Source organism: Kosakonia cowanii JCM 10956 = DSM 18146 (genome assembly GCF_001975225.1).
GTDB lineage: Bacteria > Pseudomonadota > Gammaproteobacteria > Enterobacterales > Enterobacteriaceae > Kosakonia > Kosakonia cowanii.
In genome coordinates this window covers 974,149-992,603 of the sequence record NZ_CP019445.1, presented here as the reverse complement: position 1 = coordinate 992,603, position 18,455 = coordinate 974,149, and the positions used below count along the sequence as shown (strand labels likewise).

Genomic DNA, 18,455 nt, shown 5'->3' with positions numbered 1-18,455 from the left:
GGTGAAAATATGGCCCCGCAAAATAGTCTTCCTGGTTCCGTCGATGTAATAAACCAAAAAACTGGCGATGTAGTTGCGCAATATGCAAAAGGCAGCGACAGAGTAGTAAATCTGACTGAAACCAGTATCGTCCGCGTTAATGCTTCGCAGGAGTCAGTGAATTTCTTCGAGCGTGAAGGGAACGACCTGATCGTACATATGAAAGATGGCTCCACGGTGCGCTACACCAGCTTCTTTGCCGTGGATGGCGAGGGCCTACACAGCGAGATGATTTTTGAAGATGAGCTGGGCACACATCAGGCCGCCTTCCCCTATGCGGCAGCTGCGGGGCCGGCCACTGCAGAGACCATCGTTCCGGCGTTTAGCGACGTAGCGCTGGGATCGCTGGTCGGTACCAGCGGCCTGTCGGCCCTGGCGGTACTCGGCGGCCTGGCTGCCGTTGGCGGTATTGTGGGCGTAGCCGCTGCAGCAAATAATAGCGGAGGTGGAGGCGGCAATAACAATAACGGCGGCGGTGACAACGGCGGCGGTGATAATGGCGGTGGCAACAACGGCGGCGGTAATAACGGCGGTGGCGACAACGGGGGAGGAGATAATGGCGGCGGCGAAACCCCGGTGGTTCCGACGCTCAGAATTAACACTATTGCCTCCGATAACATCATCAACCTTGCCGAATCAACCGAGCCGCAGCTCCTGAGCGGCATGACAGAAGCGATTCATGCCGGGAGTACTGTCACCATCAGCGCCAACGGCAAAAAGTGGACCACCACCGTTGCAGATGATGGCAGTTGGGGCGTCTGGCTCTCGCCAGCCGATCTGAACACCTTCTCACAGGGCTTCCATCTCTTACGCTTTGCGCTGGTGACCCCTGCGGGCGCGACCGCGGCGGCGGATACGCAAATCATGATCAGTACCACGCCGCCGGTGCTTGAGCTTACTCAGTTCACGCCGGGCGACGTCCTCGATCAGGATCAGCATGTGGCGGATAAAATCGTCCGCGGCTATGTCGGTGCAGAGGATGCCGGCAGCACGATTTACGTCACGCTTAATGGCCGCACCTACAGCGCAATTGCCGATGCTGACGGTCAGTGGCAGCTGGTTATTCCCGCAGCAGACATGGCGCTGCTGGTAGACCGTCAGAGTTACACCCTGCTTTATCGCGCGGTCGATATTGCCGGTAACGTCTCCGAAGAGACGCGCGACTTCAGTACCAACTTCAACACCCCGGATATCACCATCAATCCGGTTGCCACCGACAACATCATTAACAGCGCCGAAATCCTCATCACGCAGGTGCTCTCTGGTCAGACCTACAACATCCCGCCAGGGCAGGTGGTGACCATTACCCTTAATGGCAAAACCTACTATGCCGAAGTGATGGGTGATGGCAGCTGGAAAACCTCAATCCCTGCGGGCGATCTCGGCTTATTGCCGCAGGGCGACAGTGCACTGACCGTCAGCGTTAACGATGCGGATGGCAATGCGATCGTCAGGACAGTTCCGGTTAACGTCGATACCACGCTGACCGGTGTCGCCATCGCCATCCTCTCTACCGATGACTATCTCAATGCCAGCGAAGCGGAAAACCCGCTTGAAGTGCGCGGCGTAACTACCGTCTTTGGCGAAGGGGTGACGATTTATGTCACCGTCAACGGCATCAACTACCCGGTGACCAGCATTGATGCCTCCGGGCGCTGGAGCGTGACCATTCCGTCGGAAGACTTACTGCGCCTTGAAGATGGGGCAAATGTCATCACCGCTACGGTGGTACTTGACGATCAGAGCGCGCAAGACTCGCGCACGCTCAATGTGCAAGTTCACCGCTTGCCTGATCCGGTCATGGATGCGCCGTTTGGCGACGGTTATCTCAATGCCGCCGAGAAAGGGGTTGATCAGGTATTGAGCGGCAACACCGGCGTGACCAGCATCGGACAGCGCGTTACCGTCCAGGTGGCGGGTAAAACCTACCAGGCGACGGTCGATAACGACGGTACCTGGAAAGTGACCATTCCCGCCGGCGATCTGCAAAATATCCCGGATGGCCTCGTCACCGTGACGGTGAACGCCAGCGATGCGGCGGGTAACACTGCCCCGCTCACTCAGACGGCAATTGTGGATACGCAATTCCCGGCGCTGAGCGTGCTGCCGCTCACCAACGACGGCAAACTAAACGGCGCAGAACTGGGCCAGGATCAGGTTTTAAGGGGCGTAAGCGGCGTCAGTGAGCAGGGACAAACCGTCGTCGTCACCCTGAATGGCAAAACCTACACCACGGTTGTGGGCAGCGACGGTAACTGGCAACTCGCGTTGCCGTCGGCAGATCTGGGCGCGCTTCAAAGCGGCAGTTACCCGCTGACGGTTACGCTGACCGATGCGGCCGGTAACCGCACCACCGTTACGCAGCCGATCGCGGTGAAAACCAGCGGTGTGGAAATTGGCCTACAGGCGCTTACCGACGGCAACACGCTTGATGCGGCCGAAATCAAAGTTGACCAGATCCTGCATGGCACATCCAACGCGGAGGCGGGCAGTATCGTCACCGTGATTTTAAATGGCGTGCGTTACGAAGGGGTCACGGACATTCAGGGCAACTGGCAGGTGACCCTTCCTGCCGCTGAGCTGCAAAAGCTGGCCGATGGCGGGCAAACGCTCACCGTCAGCGTGACGGATGGCTTTGGGCAGAGCACCACTATTGAGTCGGGCTTTAATGTCGACACCACCAGCGATGCGGTGGCGATCAACATTATCGCCAGCGATGACTACCTCAACGCCAGTGAAGCGGCTGATGGTTTAACCATCCGGGGTAACAGCGCAGGCCTGCCTGCGGGCACGGTCGTTACCGTCACGCTGAACGGTGTGAACTATGCGGCGACGATTCAGGCGGATGGCTCCTGGCAAACTGTGGTCGATCCGGCCGCATTGAAGGCGCTTGCAGATGGCACCCAGACGGTAACTGCCACGGTCACCACCAGCGGCGGTACGGTGCTTGATAGCCACAACTTCACGGTAGCGATCAATACTTTGCCGAGCGTGTCGGTCGATCCGGCCTTTGTGGATAACATTGTGAGCCTGGCGGAATCGGGCCAGAGCCAGACGCTGACCGGCAACACCAATGTTGTCGGCGCCGGGCAAAAAGTGGTCGCCATCCTGAACGGCCAGCAATACAGCGGCGTGGTGAATGCTGACGGCAGCTGGTCACTGACCTTGCCGCAGGGTGCAATGGAGCTGTTAGCCGAAGGGCCTGGCAGTCTGACCGTAGTGGCGACCGATGTGGCAGGTAACAGTGCTAACAGCACCGTCAACTTTACGGTGGATAAAACCCCGCCGACATTAAGCGTTACGCCGATTAACGGTACCGATGTGCTGAACGGCAGCAATATCGCCGCCGGTATCACGCTTTCTGGCACCACCTCTGGCGATGCGGCTTCGGTGATCATCACCCTTAACGGCAAAAGCTACCCGGCAACCATCACCAATGGCAGCTGGAGCGTTAACCTCGGCAGCGGCGCGCTTGGCGCTCTGCCTGACGGTGCCAGTTCATGGACCGTCACGGCCACCGACAGCGCAGGTAACGTAACGACAACCATCCGCACGGTGACTGTCGATACCTCCGCGCCTAACGTGGTGATGGATCCGGTGGCCCGCGACAACATTATCGATCTGGCGGAGCAGAACACTGGCTTTAGCCTGACCGGACGCACGGTTCCGGCCGAGCCGGGTGCGACGGTCTCCGTCATACTCAACGGGCAAACACTCACCGGCGTGGTGGGCGGCGATGGCCTCTGGTCCATTCCTGTCGCTCCGTCAGTGCTCAGCAGCCTGACCAACGGTAGCTACACCATTTCAGTGACGGTAAAGGACAGCGCGGGCAACACCTCGCCGCCGGTCTCCAGCACCTTCAAAGTCGATACCACTGCCAGCGCAATTGCCATTAACCCGGTTGACGGCGATAACCGTATCAGCGCCGCAGACATTGCCGATGGCCTGACCATCAGCGGCACGTCGGTGCGTATCCCGGAAGGGAACACCATTACCGTGACCCTGAACGGTGTGCAGTACACCGCCACCGTGACGGCGGGTGGTGGCTGGCAGGTGACGGTGCCGAATGCGGATGCCGCCGCCATTGCCGATGGTACCGCGACGCTGACGGTCACCGGAGTGGATGCCAACAATGCGATTATCTCCAACGAACTGCCATTTACTATCATCACCCACGTGCTGCCGCAGCCTGCCGTCAATGCACCGTTCGGTGATGGCGTGGTTAACGCTCAGGAAGCGGCCGCAGGCGGTAACCTGGCGGGCAATACCGGTATCGTTGGCGCCGGTCAAAGTGTAACCATCACCCTTGATAACGGCACGCCGCTCACCGCCCAGGTGGATGCGAACGGCAACTGGACGCTGCCGCTAACGCCTGCACAACTCGGTGCTCTCTCCCAGGGCCCCCATACTGTGACGGTAACCGCGACCGATGCGGCAGGTAACACCGTCAGCAGTTCGGCGCCGATGACCGTCGATACGGTTTTACCGACCTTCGCTATCAATGACGTCACCGCCGATAACATTATTAACAGCGCAGAAGCCGCTGGCGCTGTCACCATCACCGGTACCGGCGTTTACGATGCGCAGTCGGCGCAAACCGTTATCGTGCTGGTCAACGGGCAGAATTATGATGCCATTATCCAGCCGGACGGCACCTGGAGCGTGGTGCTCCCTGCCGGTGCGCTGGCAGGCGTGCCGGATGGTCCGGTTGCGGTGCGCGTTACCGTTACCGATGCTGCGGGTAACAGCAGTACGCAAACCGAAACCTTTACGCTCGACGCCTCTCCTGCTAACGCGCCACAGGTGCAGATCGATAAAGTCGCCGGAGATGATTTTGTTAACCGCGCGGAAGCGAACGGGCAGAGCGGAGTGACCATCTCCGGCTCTTCACAGAATGTCGAAGCAGGCCAGACGCTGACGGTAACCTTAAACGGCAAAAATTATACGGCGACGGTTAACGCCGAGGGGCGCTGGTCGGTAACGGTACCGCCGGCCGATCTGGCGCAGGTGCCGGATGGTCGTCAGGCCATCTCGGTTACGGTGAACGATGTGGCGGGCAACAGCACCATCTCCAGCCATAACGTCACCTTCGCCGCGCAGCCCGCGGCGCAGCCGACCATCACCATTAACCCGGTCGCGCAGGATGATGTGATTAACGCCCTCGAGCGTGGTCAGCCGCTGAACATCAGCGGGTCATCAACGTCGCTGGCTGCAGGAACGGTAATCACCGTTCTGTTTAACGATAAAACCTACACCGGCAGCGTCAACAGCAGCGGTAACTGGACCATTACCGTGCCGCAGGCCGATATGCAGGCGCTGCAAGAGACGGCCAACGGCACGCCATATGTCGTCTCGGCGTCGGCGGTCGATGCCGCGCTGAACCCGGCGAGCGCCAGCAGCAGTGTAACGGTCGATCTCAGTGCGCCGACGCTGGCGGTGGATGTTGCGAATTCGTTCCTCAGTGATGGCAATATCAGCATCGCTGAAGCGGCCGTCGATCAGACGGTGAGTGGCACAGGTACCCCTGGCGAGACGGTGACGCTTACTCTCAACGGCACTACGCTCTCGGCGCTGGTCAATGAGCAGGGCGCGTGGAGCATGGTGATCCCGGCGGGGAGTTTGCAGGCGTTGCCGCAGGGCACGTCGCAAATCACCTTCGTCACCACCGATGCCGCGGGCAATAGCAACCCGCAGGCGGTCAACATCAATGTCAAAACCGTCGATGGTCCGACGATGACGCTTGACCCTATGTTCGGCAATAACATTGTCAGCATCAGTGAAGCCGCCAGCGACAGTACGCTCAGCGGCAGTGCCAGCGGCCTTGCCAACGGCACACAGGTTGTGGTGACCATCAATGGCGAGGAGTATACCGGAGAGGTCAACGATGGTGCCTGGTCGGCGGTGATCCCGCGCGATTCGCTGGACACCAGCGGTCAATACACCGTGACGGTCACCGGGGTGGATGCGTTTGGTAACCCGGCGACGGTCAATGGCAACCTCGATGTGGTGCTGACACGGCCAACGGCCACGGTCACCGAACCGCTGTTTGGCGATGACAATATTCTCGGTCAGGCGGAAGCCAACGCCGGTGTGCAACTGACTGGCTCCACCGGTCAGTCCGGCCCCGGGCAGACAGTGAGCATCATCCTTGATAACGGTCAGCAGTTTACCGGCGCCGTTGATAACAACGGCAACTGGATCGTCTCCCTGACACCGGCGCAGCTGATTGCCATCACCGACGGGACGCACGATGTGCAGATCTCGGTCACCGATCGCGCGGGTAACACGGCGGTTTCTGACCCGGTAAGCGTTGAAATCCGCACCGATCCGCTGCCTGAGCCGCAATTAGCGCCGCTCTTTACCGACGGCATTCTCAGCGCCACCGAGGCCGCGGGCACACAAACCCTGAGCGGGCAGCTTAACCTTGATCCGTCGCGCGTTGCCTCGGTTACCGTCAGCATTAATAACGGCGCGCCGCTGGCGGCGACCATCAATGCGGATGGCACCTGGTCACTGAATGTCGACAGCGCCACGTTGCAGGCACTGCCGGATGGCGTGCTGCCTGTCACCGTCACGGTGACTGATACGGCGGATAACCAGTCGACCGGGCAGGGCAGTTTTGAAGCGATTATCAATGCGCTACCGCAGGCCAACTATGTGACGCCGTTTGGCGATTTCACCATTAACAGCGCTGAAACCAAGAGCGATCAGCTGATCAGCGGTAACACCGGGGTGATTGGCACCGGGCAAACTGTGTCGGTAGTGCTGGGGACGAAAACCTACACGGGCACGGTCAATGAGAATGGCGACTGGACGGTGACGGTTCCGCAGGCGGATTTAGCGGCGCTGAGCGATAACGACTCGCTGCCGTTTAGCGTCACGGTATCCGATCGCGCGGGCAACACGACCACCACCGATGCGCAGCAAACTCCGGACGTCACGGTACACACTGCGCTGCCTGCACCGACAGTCACCAATCCGTTTGGCGATAGCATTGTCAATATTAGCGAAGCGGCAGGTGAGGTCACGCTGGCGGGTCTCACCGGTGCCACCGGGCCGAACCAGTATGTGACGGTGAAGATTGACGTCGATGGCGTTACCTATACCGCTAACGTCGATGCCAACGGCAACTGGTCGGTGGTGCTACCGGCCGGGACGCTGCAATCTCTCGCCCCGGGCGAGCATGAGATTTCGATCTATGCCGAAGATCAGTATGGCAACAGCAACACCAGCACCGTTGAGTACCAGGTCGCGCTGACGCCGCCGTCGGTCACCATCACCGCGCCGGTCTTCGCGGATGGCTATGTCAGCGCAGCTGAAGCGGCGGCCGGGACAACGCTGAGCGGAACCTTCTCAACCTCTTACCCTGCTAACGCGCAGGTCAAAGTGACCATCGGCGATCAAACCTTTAACGCCACGGTGAACGGCAACCAGTGGACGCTGGCAATGGATGCTGATGACTGGAGCAGCATTACCGCGCGCGGTCAGCAAAGCATCACTGTCAGCGTGACTGATGGCGCGCAAAACGTCGGTACTGCCAGCATCACCACTACGCTGCTGCTCGACCCACCGACGGTCAGCGTGACTGCGCCGTTTGCAGGCGATAACCTGCTCGATTTTGCAGAAAGCCAGACCAGCCAGGCGATCGGCGGCACCTCAACCGGCTTAGCCACCGGCGATACGGTGCGTGTCACCTTTGCGGGAGGAAATGTCTTCGAGACCACCGTTCTGGCCGATGGCAGCTGGGAGCTGGTATTAACGCCAGGCGATCTTGCACAGCTGCAGGCTGGCGCCATTACGGTTGAAGGGATTGATAAGGCGGGCAACGTCGGCACGGCGAATAACGGCGGCACACTGACTATCGATCTCACGCCGCCGCAATATTCGGTGAATATGGATCTGGTCGCTGGCGATAACTATGTCAACGCCACCGAGTTCAGCAGCGGAACGCTGCGACTCTCCGGTCAGGCTTTTAACCTCAACGGCACCACGTTGACCATCCTGAATGGCCAAACGACGCTCGGCACGGCGACGGTCAACCCCGACGGCAGCTGGACGCTGGATGTGCCGCGCGCCGCGCTGCCGGACGGTAACTACACCTTGACGGTGCAGAGCGATGCGCAGGCCAGTGCCACGGCCTCGCAGACGGTGATCGTTGATACCGTCGCGCCGACGCTGGTGATGACGCAATTTACCAGCGATGACGTGATCAACAGCAGTGAAAAAGCGGTGGCACAGACTATCAGCGGCACCTCGGATGCCAACGGCAGCCAGGTCACCGTTACGCTGAATGGCAAAACCTACACTGCGCTGGTGGCTAACGGCACATGGTCGGTCGACGTACCGCAGTCAGATATGGCGGCGCTAGGCGACGGCAGCTACACCATTACTGCCACCCTGAGCGATGCGGCGGGCAACGCGACGAACGCCACACAGGCATTCACCGTTGATGCCTCCTCGCCGTTGCTGGCGGTGGATGCCCTCGGTGTCCCGGCGGTGCTGAACAGCGTTAACGCTGCTTCTGGCGTGGTGTTACAGGGGCAGGGCGAGCCGGGCAACAGCGTGACGATTCAGCTTGGGCCATTGAGCTGGACCGGCACGGTCGATCAGCAGGGTAACTGGAGCCACACCTTCCCGCAGCTCGACCTCACTACCCTGACCGACGGGCCGCAGGTGGTGACCATCTCCTCAACGGATGCAGCGGGCAACACCTCAAGCAACACTCTCTCCCTCAACGTTGCGCTGAACAAAGGCCTCGGCGTGGCCATCGACCAGGTGTTTAACGATGGGATCCTCAACGTTGCTGAATCACTGGTCACACAGCTGCTCACCGGTAAGGTGAGTGGCGATTATCGCGGCGCGAAAGTCTCGCTGACGGTGATTGGCACGGACTTCACCATTAACGATCTGGCGGTAGCGCCGGATGGCTCCTACAGCTTCTCACTGCCGCCTTCTCTCTGGCAGGGATTGATTACCGATACCTTGCAACTGCAAGTTAGTGTCGTTGATGCCAATGGCAATACCCGGTATGAAACGGTGGATGTCGGGCTGGCGCTGACCGACCTGCCGGTGGTTAACGATGTGGTGATCGCGGGCGATAACGTGATTAACCTCGTCGAAAGCACAGTGGCGCAGACCCTTTCCGGCACGGTGAGCAATGTCGCCAATGTCACAAGCGTGGTAGTGAACTTCGGCGGCCGGGCGATTAACGCTACCGTGGATGCGCTGGGTAACTGGAGCGCCGCGCTTCCCGCTGAACTGCTGAGCACACTGCCGGACGGCACGGCGACTGCCAACGTGACGGTGACCGATAAGTTTGGCAACGTCATCAAGAGCGATGCCAGCTTTAACGTCGTCAGCCATAACCTGCCGGCTATCTCTCTCGATCCGCTGTTTGGCGATGGCGTGCTGAGCATTCCTGAACTCGCCAGCGGCCTGCTGAGCGGTACGGCGACCAACCTTGCCGGGCGCGCACTGACCATCAAGATTGGCGATGCCACCGCCTTCACCACCAATGTCGATAATAGCGGGCGCTGGTCGGTGAACCTGCCGGATGCGGTGAAAGCCGCGCTGCAAGGGCTGGGCAGCGGTACGCAAACCGTCACCATTACCGCTACCGATCAGTATGGTAACCAGGCGTCGCAGAGTGCGGGGCTGAAGGTCAACCTGGTGGCGCCGGTACTCAACACTGTGACGCTGTTTGGCGATGGTTTGCTGAACGTGGCCGATTCGCTGGTCAATCAGACCATCAGCGGGGCCGCCAGCGGTGCGCCGATCGGCAGCACCGTGCAGGTGGCGATTGGCGCGAAAGTCTTTAATGGCGTCGTGAATGCCGACGGCACCTTCGCCATCGCCCTGACGCCGACGGATCTTGCCGGGCTGGCGGATGGCACCTTTACGCCGTCCATTACGCTGCTCACGCCGGACGGTAACAGTTCAACCACGGCCGGTAGCCAGGTGATTATCGGCGTGAAAAATGTGCCGACGGTGGCAATCACCTCCCTGTTTGGCAACGATGGTTTCCTTAACCAGAGCGAAGCGCTGGCGGCGCAGACTATCTCCGGTACTGTTACCGGGCTGACCTCCGGGCAGGTGACGGTGAATGTCGGCGGCACGGCGTATCAGGTACCGGTCACCGACGGGCGCTGGTCGCTGGCACTCTCTGCCGGTGCGCTGGCTTCAATCGCCGATGGCACCCTGAGCGTGACGGCAACGGTAACCGATGCGGTGGGTAACACCGCGACCGGCAGCCAGCTGGTGAACGCCATTGTGCAGGCGGTGCCTTCGATCGGTATCAACATGCTGTTTGGCAACGGGACGCTGGACCTTAACGATCTGCTCTCCAACCCGATCCTCTCCGGCACCAGCAGCAACCTGGCAGCGGGCACCCAGATCACCGTGAAGGTCGGTTTGCTCTCCTACACCACCACCGTCGGTGCCAATGGCCAGTGGCAGTTGGCGATCCCGGCGGTGTCGCTGCAAAACCTGCAGGATGGCAACAATGCGCTGCAAGTCTCTGCCAGCGCGACGGATGCTGCGGGCAATATCGCCAATGTGGTACAGAGCGCCAGCGTGGCGATCCAGGCCCTGCCGACGGTGGCGATCACCTCGCTGTTTGGTGATGGCGCCCTGAGCCTCGCGGATATCACCACCGCGCAGGTAATTTCCGGCACCAGCCAGAACGCCGTCGGTTCGCAGCTGACGGTCACGGTTGGCGGTAAAAACTACCTCACCACCGTGGCATCGAACGGCAGCTGGAGCGTGACGGTACCGAAAGTCGATCTCAGCGCACTGGCTGACGGTACCCAGGCGGTGAGCGTCGCGGTGACCAACGCCGCCGGGAAAGTGGCGAACATTACCAGCCCGCTGGATGTGATTACCCATAATCTGCCGACTATCACCCTCTCTTCGCTCTTCGGTAACGATGGCTATCTGAACATCAGTGAAGCGGCGAATGGTCAGGTTATTGGCGGCAAAATTGGCGGGGTGGTCAGCGGCTCGAAAGTGGTAGTGACCGTTGGCGGCACGGCAATCAACGCCACCGTCGATGCGAACGGCAACTGGACGGCGACGGTGAATAAAACCTTGCTGCAGGGGCTGAGCAGCGGCGCGGCGAAAGTGGGTATTTCGGTGACCGACCGGGTGGGCAACACCACCGCGACGGAAGCCGATGTGCAGGTGAAACTGACCCAGCCGACGCTCAGCACTAACCCGATTACCAACCTGACCAGTGTCCTCGGCAACGTCCTGCTAGGGTTGGTAGGCTCAGCAAAACTGACGATCAGCGGTGCGTCAACTAATCTCAATCAAGGGGCGATTGTTCACGTTAATTTACTCAACCTCGCCATGGCGACGGCGATTGTTGGCGCGGACGGCAAGTGGTCGACGCAGCTTGATGTTGGTCTCGACCTGGCGAAAATCCTCTCGCTTAATACGGTGGTGAACCTCTACACCGCGGATGTGGCGGGTAACCTGGCCTATCTCAACGTCGGCCTTAACGGCAGCAACCCGACCACCACACCACCGGCGGGCACCAGCGCGTCGCTGATGGCCGAGGCCAATACCTTCTCACTGCTGGCAGCGAGCGCGAGTGAAGAGTCGAACTCAACCACCAGTAGTGACAGCCTGAATGCGCAGCATACGGCCACGGTGGAAACGGCGCGTCAGCCAGAGAAGGAGACGGCGGCTGCCGCCACGGCAAGCGACGAGAGTTATACCATTGGCGGGCTGAGTATCGATCTTGCCGATGGCACCAGTGAAAGCGGTGCAAGTGTGGAGGGGAGCAGCGGCAACGACACCATTCACCTCTCTTCACTCGGCTTTGTGCAGATCGATGGCGGCGCGGGGACGGATACGCTGGTGCTTGACGGTGCCAACCTGCTGCTGAACCTGATCGAACTGGGGAGCAAAGTCAGCAATATCGAGATAATTGATCTCGGTAAATCGGGCAGCAACAGCGTCACGCTGGATGTCAACGAAGCGCTGAGCATCACCGATAAACCGGAAGATGATCTGCTGATCAAAGGCAGCATCGGGGATGAGATCAACCTCAAACATGGCGTCAGCGATACCTGGGCTATCAGCGGGCAGCGCGACGTGGATGGCATTCAGTTCGACGTTTATCACAATAGTTCGCAGGCCAATACCCTCAGCGATGTGCTGATCCAGCATGGCCTGCACGTCAATATGGTCTGACGGTCTGCCGCCTCAGGGATGAGGCGCATTAAGGAAGAGGTCATTACGGGCGCACCAGGGGTGGATGAATGAAAAGAGCGGTAGGGTTGTTGTTGTTGGTTATGCCCGTTACGAGTTTATTAGCAGCACCCGGCGAAGAGCAGGATTTTCGCTGGCAGAGGGCGCCGAGCGAACAGCGCGCGGCGCAGCTTACGATCAAAGACGCGATTTTGCGCGCCTTTGCCCGTAATCCAAAAATTGCCCAGGCGGCCGCACAGATCCGCGTGGGTAAAGCCAATTTAACCGAAGCGGAGAGCGCCTGGTTCCCGCAGCTCTCTTTGCAGGGCAACCTGGGGCGCTCGCACCGCACCGACTCGTCGGGGTCATTAAATAACAACGGTTCCGGCGGCGTCACCTTACGCCAGTTGCTCTACGATTTTGGCAAAACTGGCGGCAGCATCGATGAGCAGCACAATCTCTCTGATGCCTGGCGCTACGATCTCTTCAGCACGCTCAATGAGGTAGGGATGCAGACCCTGCAAGCCTATTTGCAGGTCAAGCGCTACCAGGCGCTGGCTGACGCGGCACGCAACAATATCCACTCGCTGGAGAGCGTGCTGGAGATGGCGACGCTGCGCTCCGAAGCAGGATTAAGCTCGGCTTCCGATGGCCTGCAGGCGCAGTCTCGCATCGCCGGGATGAACGCTACGTTGGCGCAATATGAGGCGCAGATGCGCTCCGCCCAGGCGGCGCTCAGCGTGCTGACCGGCGTGGTTGCCGATAACCTGCCCGACCTGCCTGAAGATCTCCTCAAACAAAATATCACCCTCGATGCGCTGCCCTATGAGCGCAACAACAGCGTGCGCAGCGCGCAGGCGAAACAGCAGGCGGCAGAGCAGCGTATTCGCCAGGCGCAGGCGCAGCACTGGCCGACGCTCTCGGTGCAGGCGGGGCGCACGCGTTATCAGAACGATCAAAGCAGTTACTGGGATGACCAGGTACAGCTGGTGGTCGATGCGCCGCTCTATCAGGGCGGGGCGGTGAGCGCCCGCGTCGATGCCGCGCAGGGCGATCGCGCCAATGCGCAGGCGGCGGTAGAGGCCAGCAAGCTGGATGTTAACCAGCGGGCGGCCACAGCGTGGGCCGATTTGACCGGCGCGCAGCTGCGCCAGCAGGCGGGCGAGGCGCAGGCTAACAGCGCCGGGCGCGCGCGCGGCGTCTACCGCGATGAGTACCGGCTGAGCAAGCGCAGCCTGAACGACCTGCTCAGCATTGAACAGGATGTCTTCCAGGCAGATACCGCGTCGATCACCGCGCGCTATGACGCCTGGGATGCCGCCGTGCGCTATGCCGCCGCGGCAGACAACCTGCTCGATATGCTGGGGGTTGAACGTAGTCGTACCGTGGGCGATGACCTGCCCGCGCTGTAAGCGCACAACACAGGAGTGGTAATGCAAGAGCCGGATACCGAAAGCTGGATTAATGTGATGGTGCGCGCGGCAGGACGCTTTGGCCTGCCCGCCGATGCGCCCGCGGTGCGCCAACAGATGCGCTGGTTTGAAGCGCTGCCGCTCAGCGCAAAGCTGGAACGCCTGAGCGGATTAATGGGGTTGCAGGTGCGCAGTGTGCCGCTCGCCCGCATGCGCTGGAATGGGCAAAACCTGCCGGTGATTGTGCAACTGGAGAGCGGTGAGCTGCTGCTGCTTGAGTCGCTCGATGCCGACGGGCTGGCAACCTACTGGCTCGATAACGGCGGCGATCTGGTGCGCGAAGAGCCGCTGGAAACGCTGCTCACCCGTGTGAAGCCTGAGGTGGTGATGCTGGGCATCGCCGCGCGTGGGCGCGATTCGCGTATTGATGATTTTACCCGCCCGTGGGAGGCGCACTGGTTCTGGAAGCACTTTCGCCACAGCGGGCGCAAGCTTACGGAGATCGCCCTCGCCTCGGTGGTCGGCAACGTGCTGGCGCTGGCCGGTATTCTCTTCTCGATGCAGGTTTACGACCGGGTGATCCCGGCCCAGTCGCTGCCGACGCTGTGGGTGCTGTTTTTCGGCGTCCTGCTGGCGGCGGCGCTGGAGTTCTTTATCCGCCTCGCGCGTACCCATGTCTCTGACATTATGGGTAAACATATCGACCTTAATGTCTCGTCGCTTTTTTTCGCCCGCGCAATGGCGATCAAAAACGATGCGCGGCCCAAATCGACCGGATCGTTTATCTCCCAGTTGCGCGAGCTTGATCAGGTGCGCGAACTGCTTACCTCCACCACCGTCGGCGCGGCGATGGATATCCCGTTTGTACTGCTGTTTCTCGGCATTATGGCGCTGGTCGGCGGTCCGCTGGTGATCATCCCGCTGGTTGCCATTCCGCTGATTATCATCCCCGGGCTGCTGGTGCAGTGGCCAATGTCGAAGCTGGCGAAAGCCGGGATGCGCGAAAGTGCGATTCGCAACGCGGTGCTGGTGGAGTCCATCGAAGGTGTGGAGGACATTAAAGCGTTACAGGCGGAGCCCTACTTCCAGCGTCAGTGGGAAAACACTCACGCCGTGGGGGCCAATGTTGGCATGAAGCAGCGCGTGTGGGGCGCACGGCTGAGCGGCTGGGCCTCGACGGTGCAGCAGATCACCTATGCCGGGATGCTGGTGTTTGGCTGCTTTCTGGTGATCGATGGCGACATTACTACCGGGACGCTGGTGGCCTGTAGTTTGCTCTCGTCACGCACCATTGCGCCGCTGATGCAGCTCACCATGGTCTTCTCCCGCTGGCAGCATGCCAAATCGGCGATGAGCGGCCTCAACGATTTGCTTAAAAAGCCGCTCGATAAAGAGGCAGATAAGAAGATGGCGCACTGCCCGGTGCTGGCAGGCCACTTTCAGTTGCAGCAGATGCAGTACAGCTATGACGAAGAGAAGGGCGATGTGGCGATCAATATTAACGAACTGGAGATCAAACCGGGTGAGCGGGTGGCGATCCTCGGCAAGACCGGTGCCGGGAAATCAACGCTGTTAAAACTGCTCTCCGGCCAGGCGCAGGCCAGCAAAGGGAAAGTGATTATTGATGGCGTCGATATGGCGCATATCGATCCGACCGACGTGCGCCGTCAGGTGGGTTATCTGTCGCAGGATTCGCGCCTCTTCTTCGGTACGCTGCGCCAGAACCTGATGCTTGGGCACCCGCATGCTACCGAGGCGGAGCTTATTCAGGCGCTGCGCATCAGCGGGGCGATCAACCTTGTGCAGCAGGATGCCGCCAGCCTCGATCGGCTGATTAATGAGGGCGGACGCGGGCTTTCCGGCGGGCAGCGGCAGATGGTGCTGCTGAGCCGTTTGATTGTGCGCAATCCGCAAATAGTGCTGCTGGATGAACCGACGGCCTCCATGGATGAGCAACTGGAAGCGTGGGTGATCCGCCAGCTGCAGCAGTGGCTCACCGGGCGCACGCTGGTGCTGGTAACTCATCGCCCGGCGCTGCTCAACTTAGTGGATCGGATTGTGGTGATGGAGAACGGCAAAGTGGTGGCCGATGGGCCGCGCGATACGCTGCTGAAACAGGCGGCGCGCAACAGTAACGTGGCGTCCATCGTCTGAGGAGCGGGAAATGAGTCAACTCTCAATGCAGGATGAGCTGGCGCGGCAGGGGCGCTTCTACTCGTCGGTGATCTGGCTGACGCTGCTTGGCCTGGTGGTGTTTATTGCCTGGGCGACGTTTGCCATTCTTGATGAGGTAACGGTCGGCACCGGCAAAATCACCCCCTCAACTCATGCGCAGGTGATTGAAAGCCTTGATGGCGGGATTGTCAGCGCCCTGATGGTAAAAGAGGGGGATATTGTTGAGCGCGGGCAGATGCTGGCGCGGCTCGATCCGACCCGTTTCCAGTCTAACTATGGCGAAGCGGCGGCGCGGGTGCGGGCACTGCGCGCCTCCAGCGAACGTCTGCGCTCAGAGCTGACCGGCGAGCCGCTGCGTTTTAGCGCTGAGTCGATGCGCGAACCGGATCTGGTCGCCCGCGAGCGGCAGCTGTATGAGTCGCGGCGGCGCAACCTCAATGAGACGGTGGCGAATCTGCAAAAAACGCATCAACTGGTGATGTCGGAGCTGCGCATGACGCAGCCGCTGGTGGCAAAGGGCGCGGCGAGCGATGTCGAGGTGATCCGCCTGCAACGCCAGGCGACGGAGCTGAAGGGAAAAATCGACGAGGCGCGTAACCAGTTTGCGGTGCGCGCCCGCGAAGAGCAGGTGAAAAATAATGCCGATCTCGATGCGCAGCTACAGGTGATGGCGGGCAAAGCGGATCAGCTGGATCGTGCGGTGCTTAACTCACCGGTACGCGGGATCGTTAAAGATGTGCAGATCAACACCGTTGGCGGGGTGGTGCAGCCGGGCGGTAAGCTGATGGAGATTGTACCGCTGGAGGATCAACTGCTGGTGGAGACGCGCATCAACCCGCGTGATATCGCCTATATTCGTCCCGGTTTACCGGCGACGGTGAAGGTGACAGCCTATGACTCTTCCATCTATGGCGATTTGAAAGGGACAGTAGAGGTGGTGTCGCCGGATACCTTGCAGGATGAGGTGCGGCGCGATCAGTTTTACTACCGCGTTTATGTTCGCACGCAGAGCGCGGAGCTGAAGAACCGCAGCGGCAAAAGTTTCCCTATCCTGCCGGGGATGATCGCCAACGTGGAGATTAAAACCGGGCAAAAATCGGTGATGGATTATCTGATCAAACCGTTGAATAAACTTAATGAGGCGCTGCGGGAGCGGTAGGGCGGGGAGTTGGTGCCCTCTCCCGGGGTGAGAGGGCAGCGCGGGCGAGCACTTAGCGGCCCGCGTTTTTCATGATGCGTGCTTTATCGAGCTGCCATTCGCGCTCTTTCACATCGGTCCGTTTGTCGTGCTGTTTCTTACCTTTCGCCACGCCGATCTTCACTTTACACCAGGCGTTCTTCCAGTAGAGGGAGAGCGCAACCACGGTGTAACCTTCGCGGTTGATGCGGCCGTAGAGTGAATCCAGCTCGCGCTGGTTCAGCAGCAGTTTGCGCGTGCGCGTCGGGTCACAAACATAGTGGCTGGAGGCGACGGTCAGCGGCGTGAAGTTAGCGCCGAAAAGATAGGCTTCGCCATCTTTAAGGATCACGTAGCTATCACCAATGTTGGCTTTACCGGCACGTAAGGATTTTACTTCCCAGCCCTGCAGTGAAAGCCCGGCCTCAAACTCCTCTTCAATGAAGTATTCATGGCGGGCGCGCTTGTTCAGCGCAATGGTGGCTGAACCTGGTTTATATGCTTTTTTCTTCGTCATAGTATCGTGGAGCCATCCGGTAATCTGATATCTGAAACTGACCTCATTGCGTCCTGTGAGGCTGAACGGGTTATCTTAGCATGAGTTAGGGCAACGCGTTTTCCTTTCAACCGGGGGAGATGTTATTATTTAACGATTGTGTGAATGCGGAAAACCTTATGCCTCAGATTAGCCGTACTGCGCTGGTGCCCTATAGCGCTGAGCAGATGTATCAGTTAGTGAACGATGTGGACTCCTACCCGCAGTTTCTGCCGGGGTGTACCGGCAGCCGAATTCTCGACTCCGGCCCGACGGAGATGACGGCGGCCGTGGACGTGTCGAAAGCGGGGATCAGTAAGACCTTTACCACGCGCAACACGCTGGAAGCTAACAAAAGTATTTTGATGCACCTGGTGGATGGTCCGTTTAAGTCGCTGAGCGGCGGCTGGACCTTTTCCCCGCTCAGCTCGAATGCCTGCCGTGTGGAATTTCAGCTCAATTTCGAGTTTACCAATAAGCTGATTGAGCTGGCTTTCGGCCGCATCTTTAAAGAGCTGGCCGCGAACATGGTGCAGGCGTTTACCCATCGCGCGAAAGAGGTTTACCGTGCCGGGTAAGATCGCCGTTGAAGTGGCCTATGCATTGCCGGAGAAGCAGTATCTGCTGCGGGTGAAGCTGGAGGTGGGCGCGACCGTCGAAGAGGCGATTCGCGCGTCCGGGCTGCTGGAGCTGCGCGAAGATATCGACTTAAAGGTGAACAAGGTGGGTATCTACAGCCGGACGGTGAAGCTGCACGACAACGTCAATGACGGCGATCGCGTGGAGATCTACCGCCCGCTAATTGCCGATCCGAAAGAGCTGCGTCGCCAGCGTGCTGAAAAAGCGGCGAACGAGAAGGCGGCAAGCAAGTCATAACTGCTTAGCCTGGCGCGAGATACAAAAAAGGTGCTCACTGAGCACCTTT

General features: G+C 59.8%; 7 protein-coding genes. 6 read left to right on the top strand and 1 reads right to left on the bottom strand.

What is annotated here, in order from left to right; translation table 11 throughout:
- Positions 1 to 9: 9 nt before the first annotated feature.
- The 4 genes from BWI95_RS04585 to BWI95_RS04570 all read left to right on the top strand — a co-directional run bounded on the left by BWI95_RS04585 (position 10) and on the right by BWI95_RS04570 (position 16,977).
- The gene (locus BWI95_RS04585; protein WP_076769075.1) at positions 10 to 12,234 is read left to right on the top strand and encodes an Ig-like domain-containing protein; all 12,225 of its coding nucleotides are present in this window, start codon (positions 10 to 12) and stop codon (positions 12,232 to 12,234) included.
- Positions 12,235 to 12,335: 101 nt separating this feature from the next.
- On the top strand, positions 12,336 to 13,643 hold the full coding sequence (locus BWI95_RS04580) for a TolC family outer membrane protein (protein WP_076769074.1): 1,308 nt from the start codon (positions 12,336 to 12,338) through the stop codon (positions 13,641 to 13,643).
- A gap of 21 nt (positions 13,644 to 13,664) precedes the next feature.
- Complete coding sequence (locus BWI95_RS04575) at positions 13,665 to 15,797, top strand: type I secretion system permease/ATPase (RefSeq protein ID WP_076769073.1); 2,133 nt, start codon at positions 13,665 to 13,667, stop codon at positions 15,795 to 15,797.
- A 10-nt stretch (positions 15,798 to 15,807) separates the two neighbouring features.
- Complete coding sequence (locus tag BWI95_RS04570; RefSeq protein ID WP_042712414.1) at positions 15,808 to 16,977, top strand: HlyD family efflux transporter periplasmic adaptor subunit; 1,170 nt, start codon at positions 15,808 to 15,810, stop codon at positions 16,975 to 16,977.
- Positions 16,978 to 17,029: 52 nt separating this feature from the next.
- Here the strand turns inward: BWI95_RS04570 and smpB are convergent, their stop codons facing one another.
- On the bottom strand, positions 17,030 to 17,512 hold the full coding sequence (gene smpB, locus BWI95_RS04565; RefSeq protein ID WP_023480573.1) for an SsrA-binding protein SmpB: 483 nt from the start codon (positions 17,510 to 17,512) through the stop codon (positions 17,030 to 17,032).
- 158 nt (positions 17,513 to 17,670) lie between these two features.
- On the opposite strand from smpB, the gene BWI95_RS04560 reads away from it, so the two are divergent.
- Both BWI95_RS04560 and BWI95_RS04555 read left to right on the top strand, forming a co-directional pair.
- Positions 17,671 to 18,108 carry a type II toxin-antitoxin system RatA family toxin gene (locus tag BWI95_RS04560; RefSeq protein WP_023480643.1) on the top strand — a complete coding sequence of 146 codons (438 nt, stop codon included), beginning with the start codon at positions 17,671 to 17,673 and terminating at the stop codon, positions 18,106 to 18,108.
- A complete protein-coding gene (locus BWI95_RS04555) occupies positions 18,098 to 18,406 on the top strand; it encodes an RnfH family protein (protein ID WP_054804244.1) in 309 nt (102 codons plus the stop codon). The genes BWI95_RS04560 and BWI95_RS04555 overlap by 11 nt, the downstream gene beginning before the upstream one ends.
- The last annotated feature ends 49 nt before the right edge of the window (positions 18,407 to 18,455 follow it).

Excerpts from the sequence above, each read along its gene's own strand:
- BWI95_RS04585 (WP_076769075.1), top strand. The coding sequence starts at position 10 with ATGGCCCCGCAAAATAGTCTTCCTGGTTCCGTCGATGTAATAAACCAA.
- BWI95_RS04580 (WP_076769074.1), top strand. The coding sequence starts at position 12,336 with ATGCCCGTTACGAGTTTATTAGCAGCACCCGGCGAAGAGCAGGATTTT.
- BWI95_RS04575 (WP_076769073.1), top strand. The coding sequence starts at position 13,665 with ATGCAAGAGCCGGATACCGAAAGCTGGATTAATGTGATGGTGCGCGCG.
- BWI95_RS04570 (WP_042712414.1), top strand. The coding sequence starts at position 15,808 with ATGAGTCAACTCTCAATGCAGGATGAGCTGGCGCGGCAGGGGCGCTTC.
- smpB (WP_023480573.1), bottom strand. The coding sequence starts at position 17,512 with ATGACGAAGAAAAAAGCATATAAACCAGGTTCAGCCACCATTGCGCTG.
- BWI95_RS04560 (WP_023480643.1), top strand. The coding sequence starts at position 17,671 with ATGCCTCAGATTAGCCGTACTGCGCTGGTGCCCTATAGCGCTGAGCAG.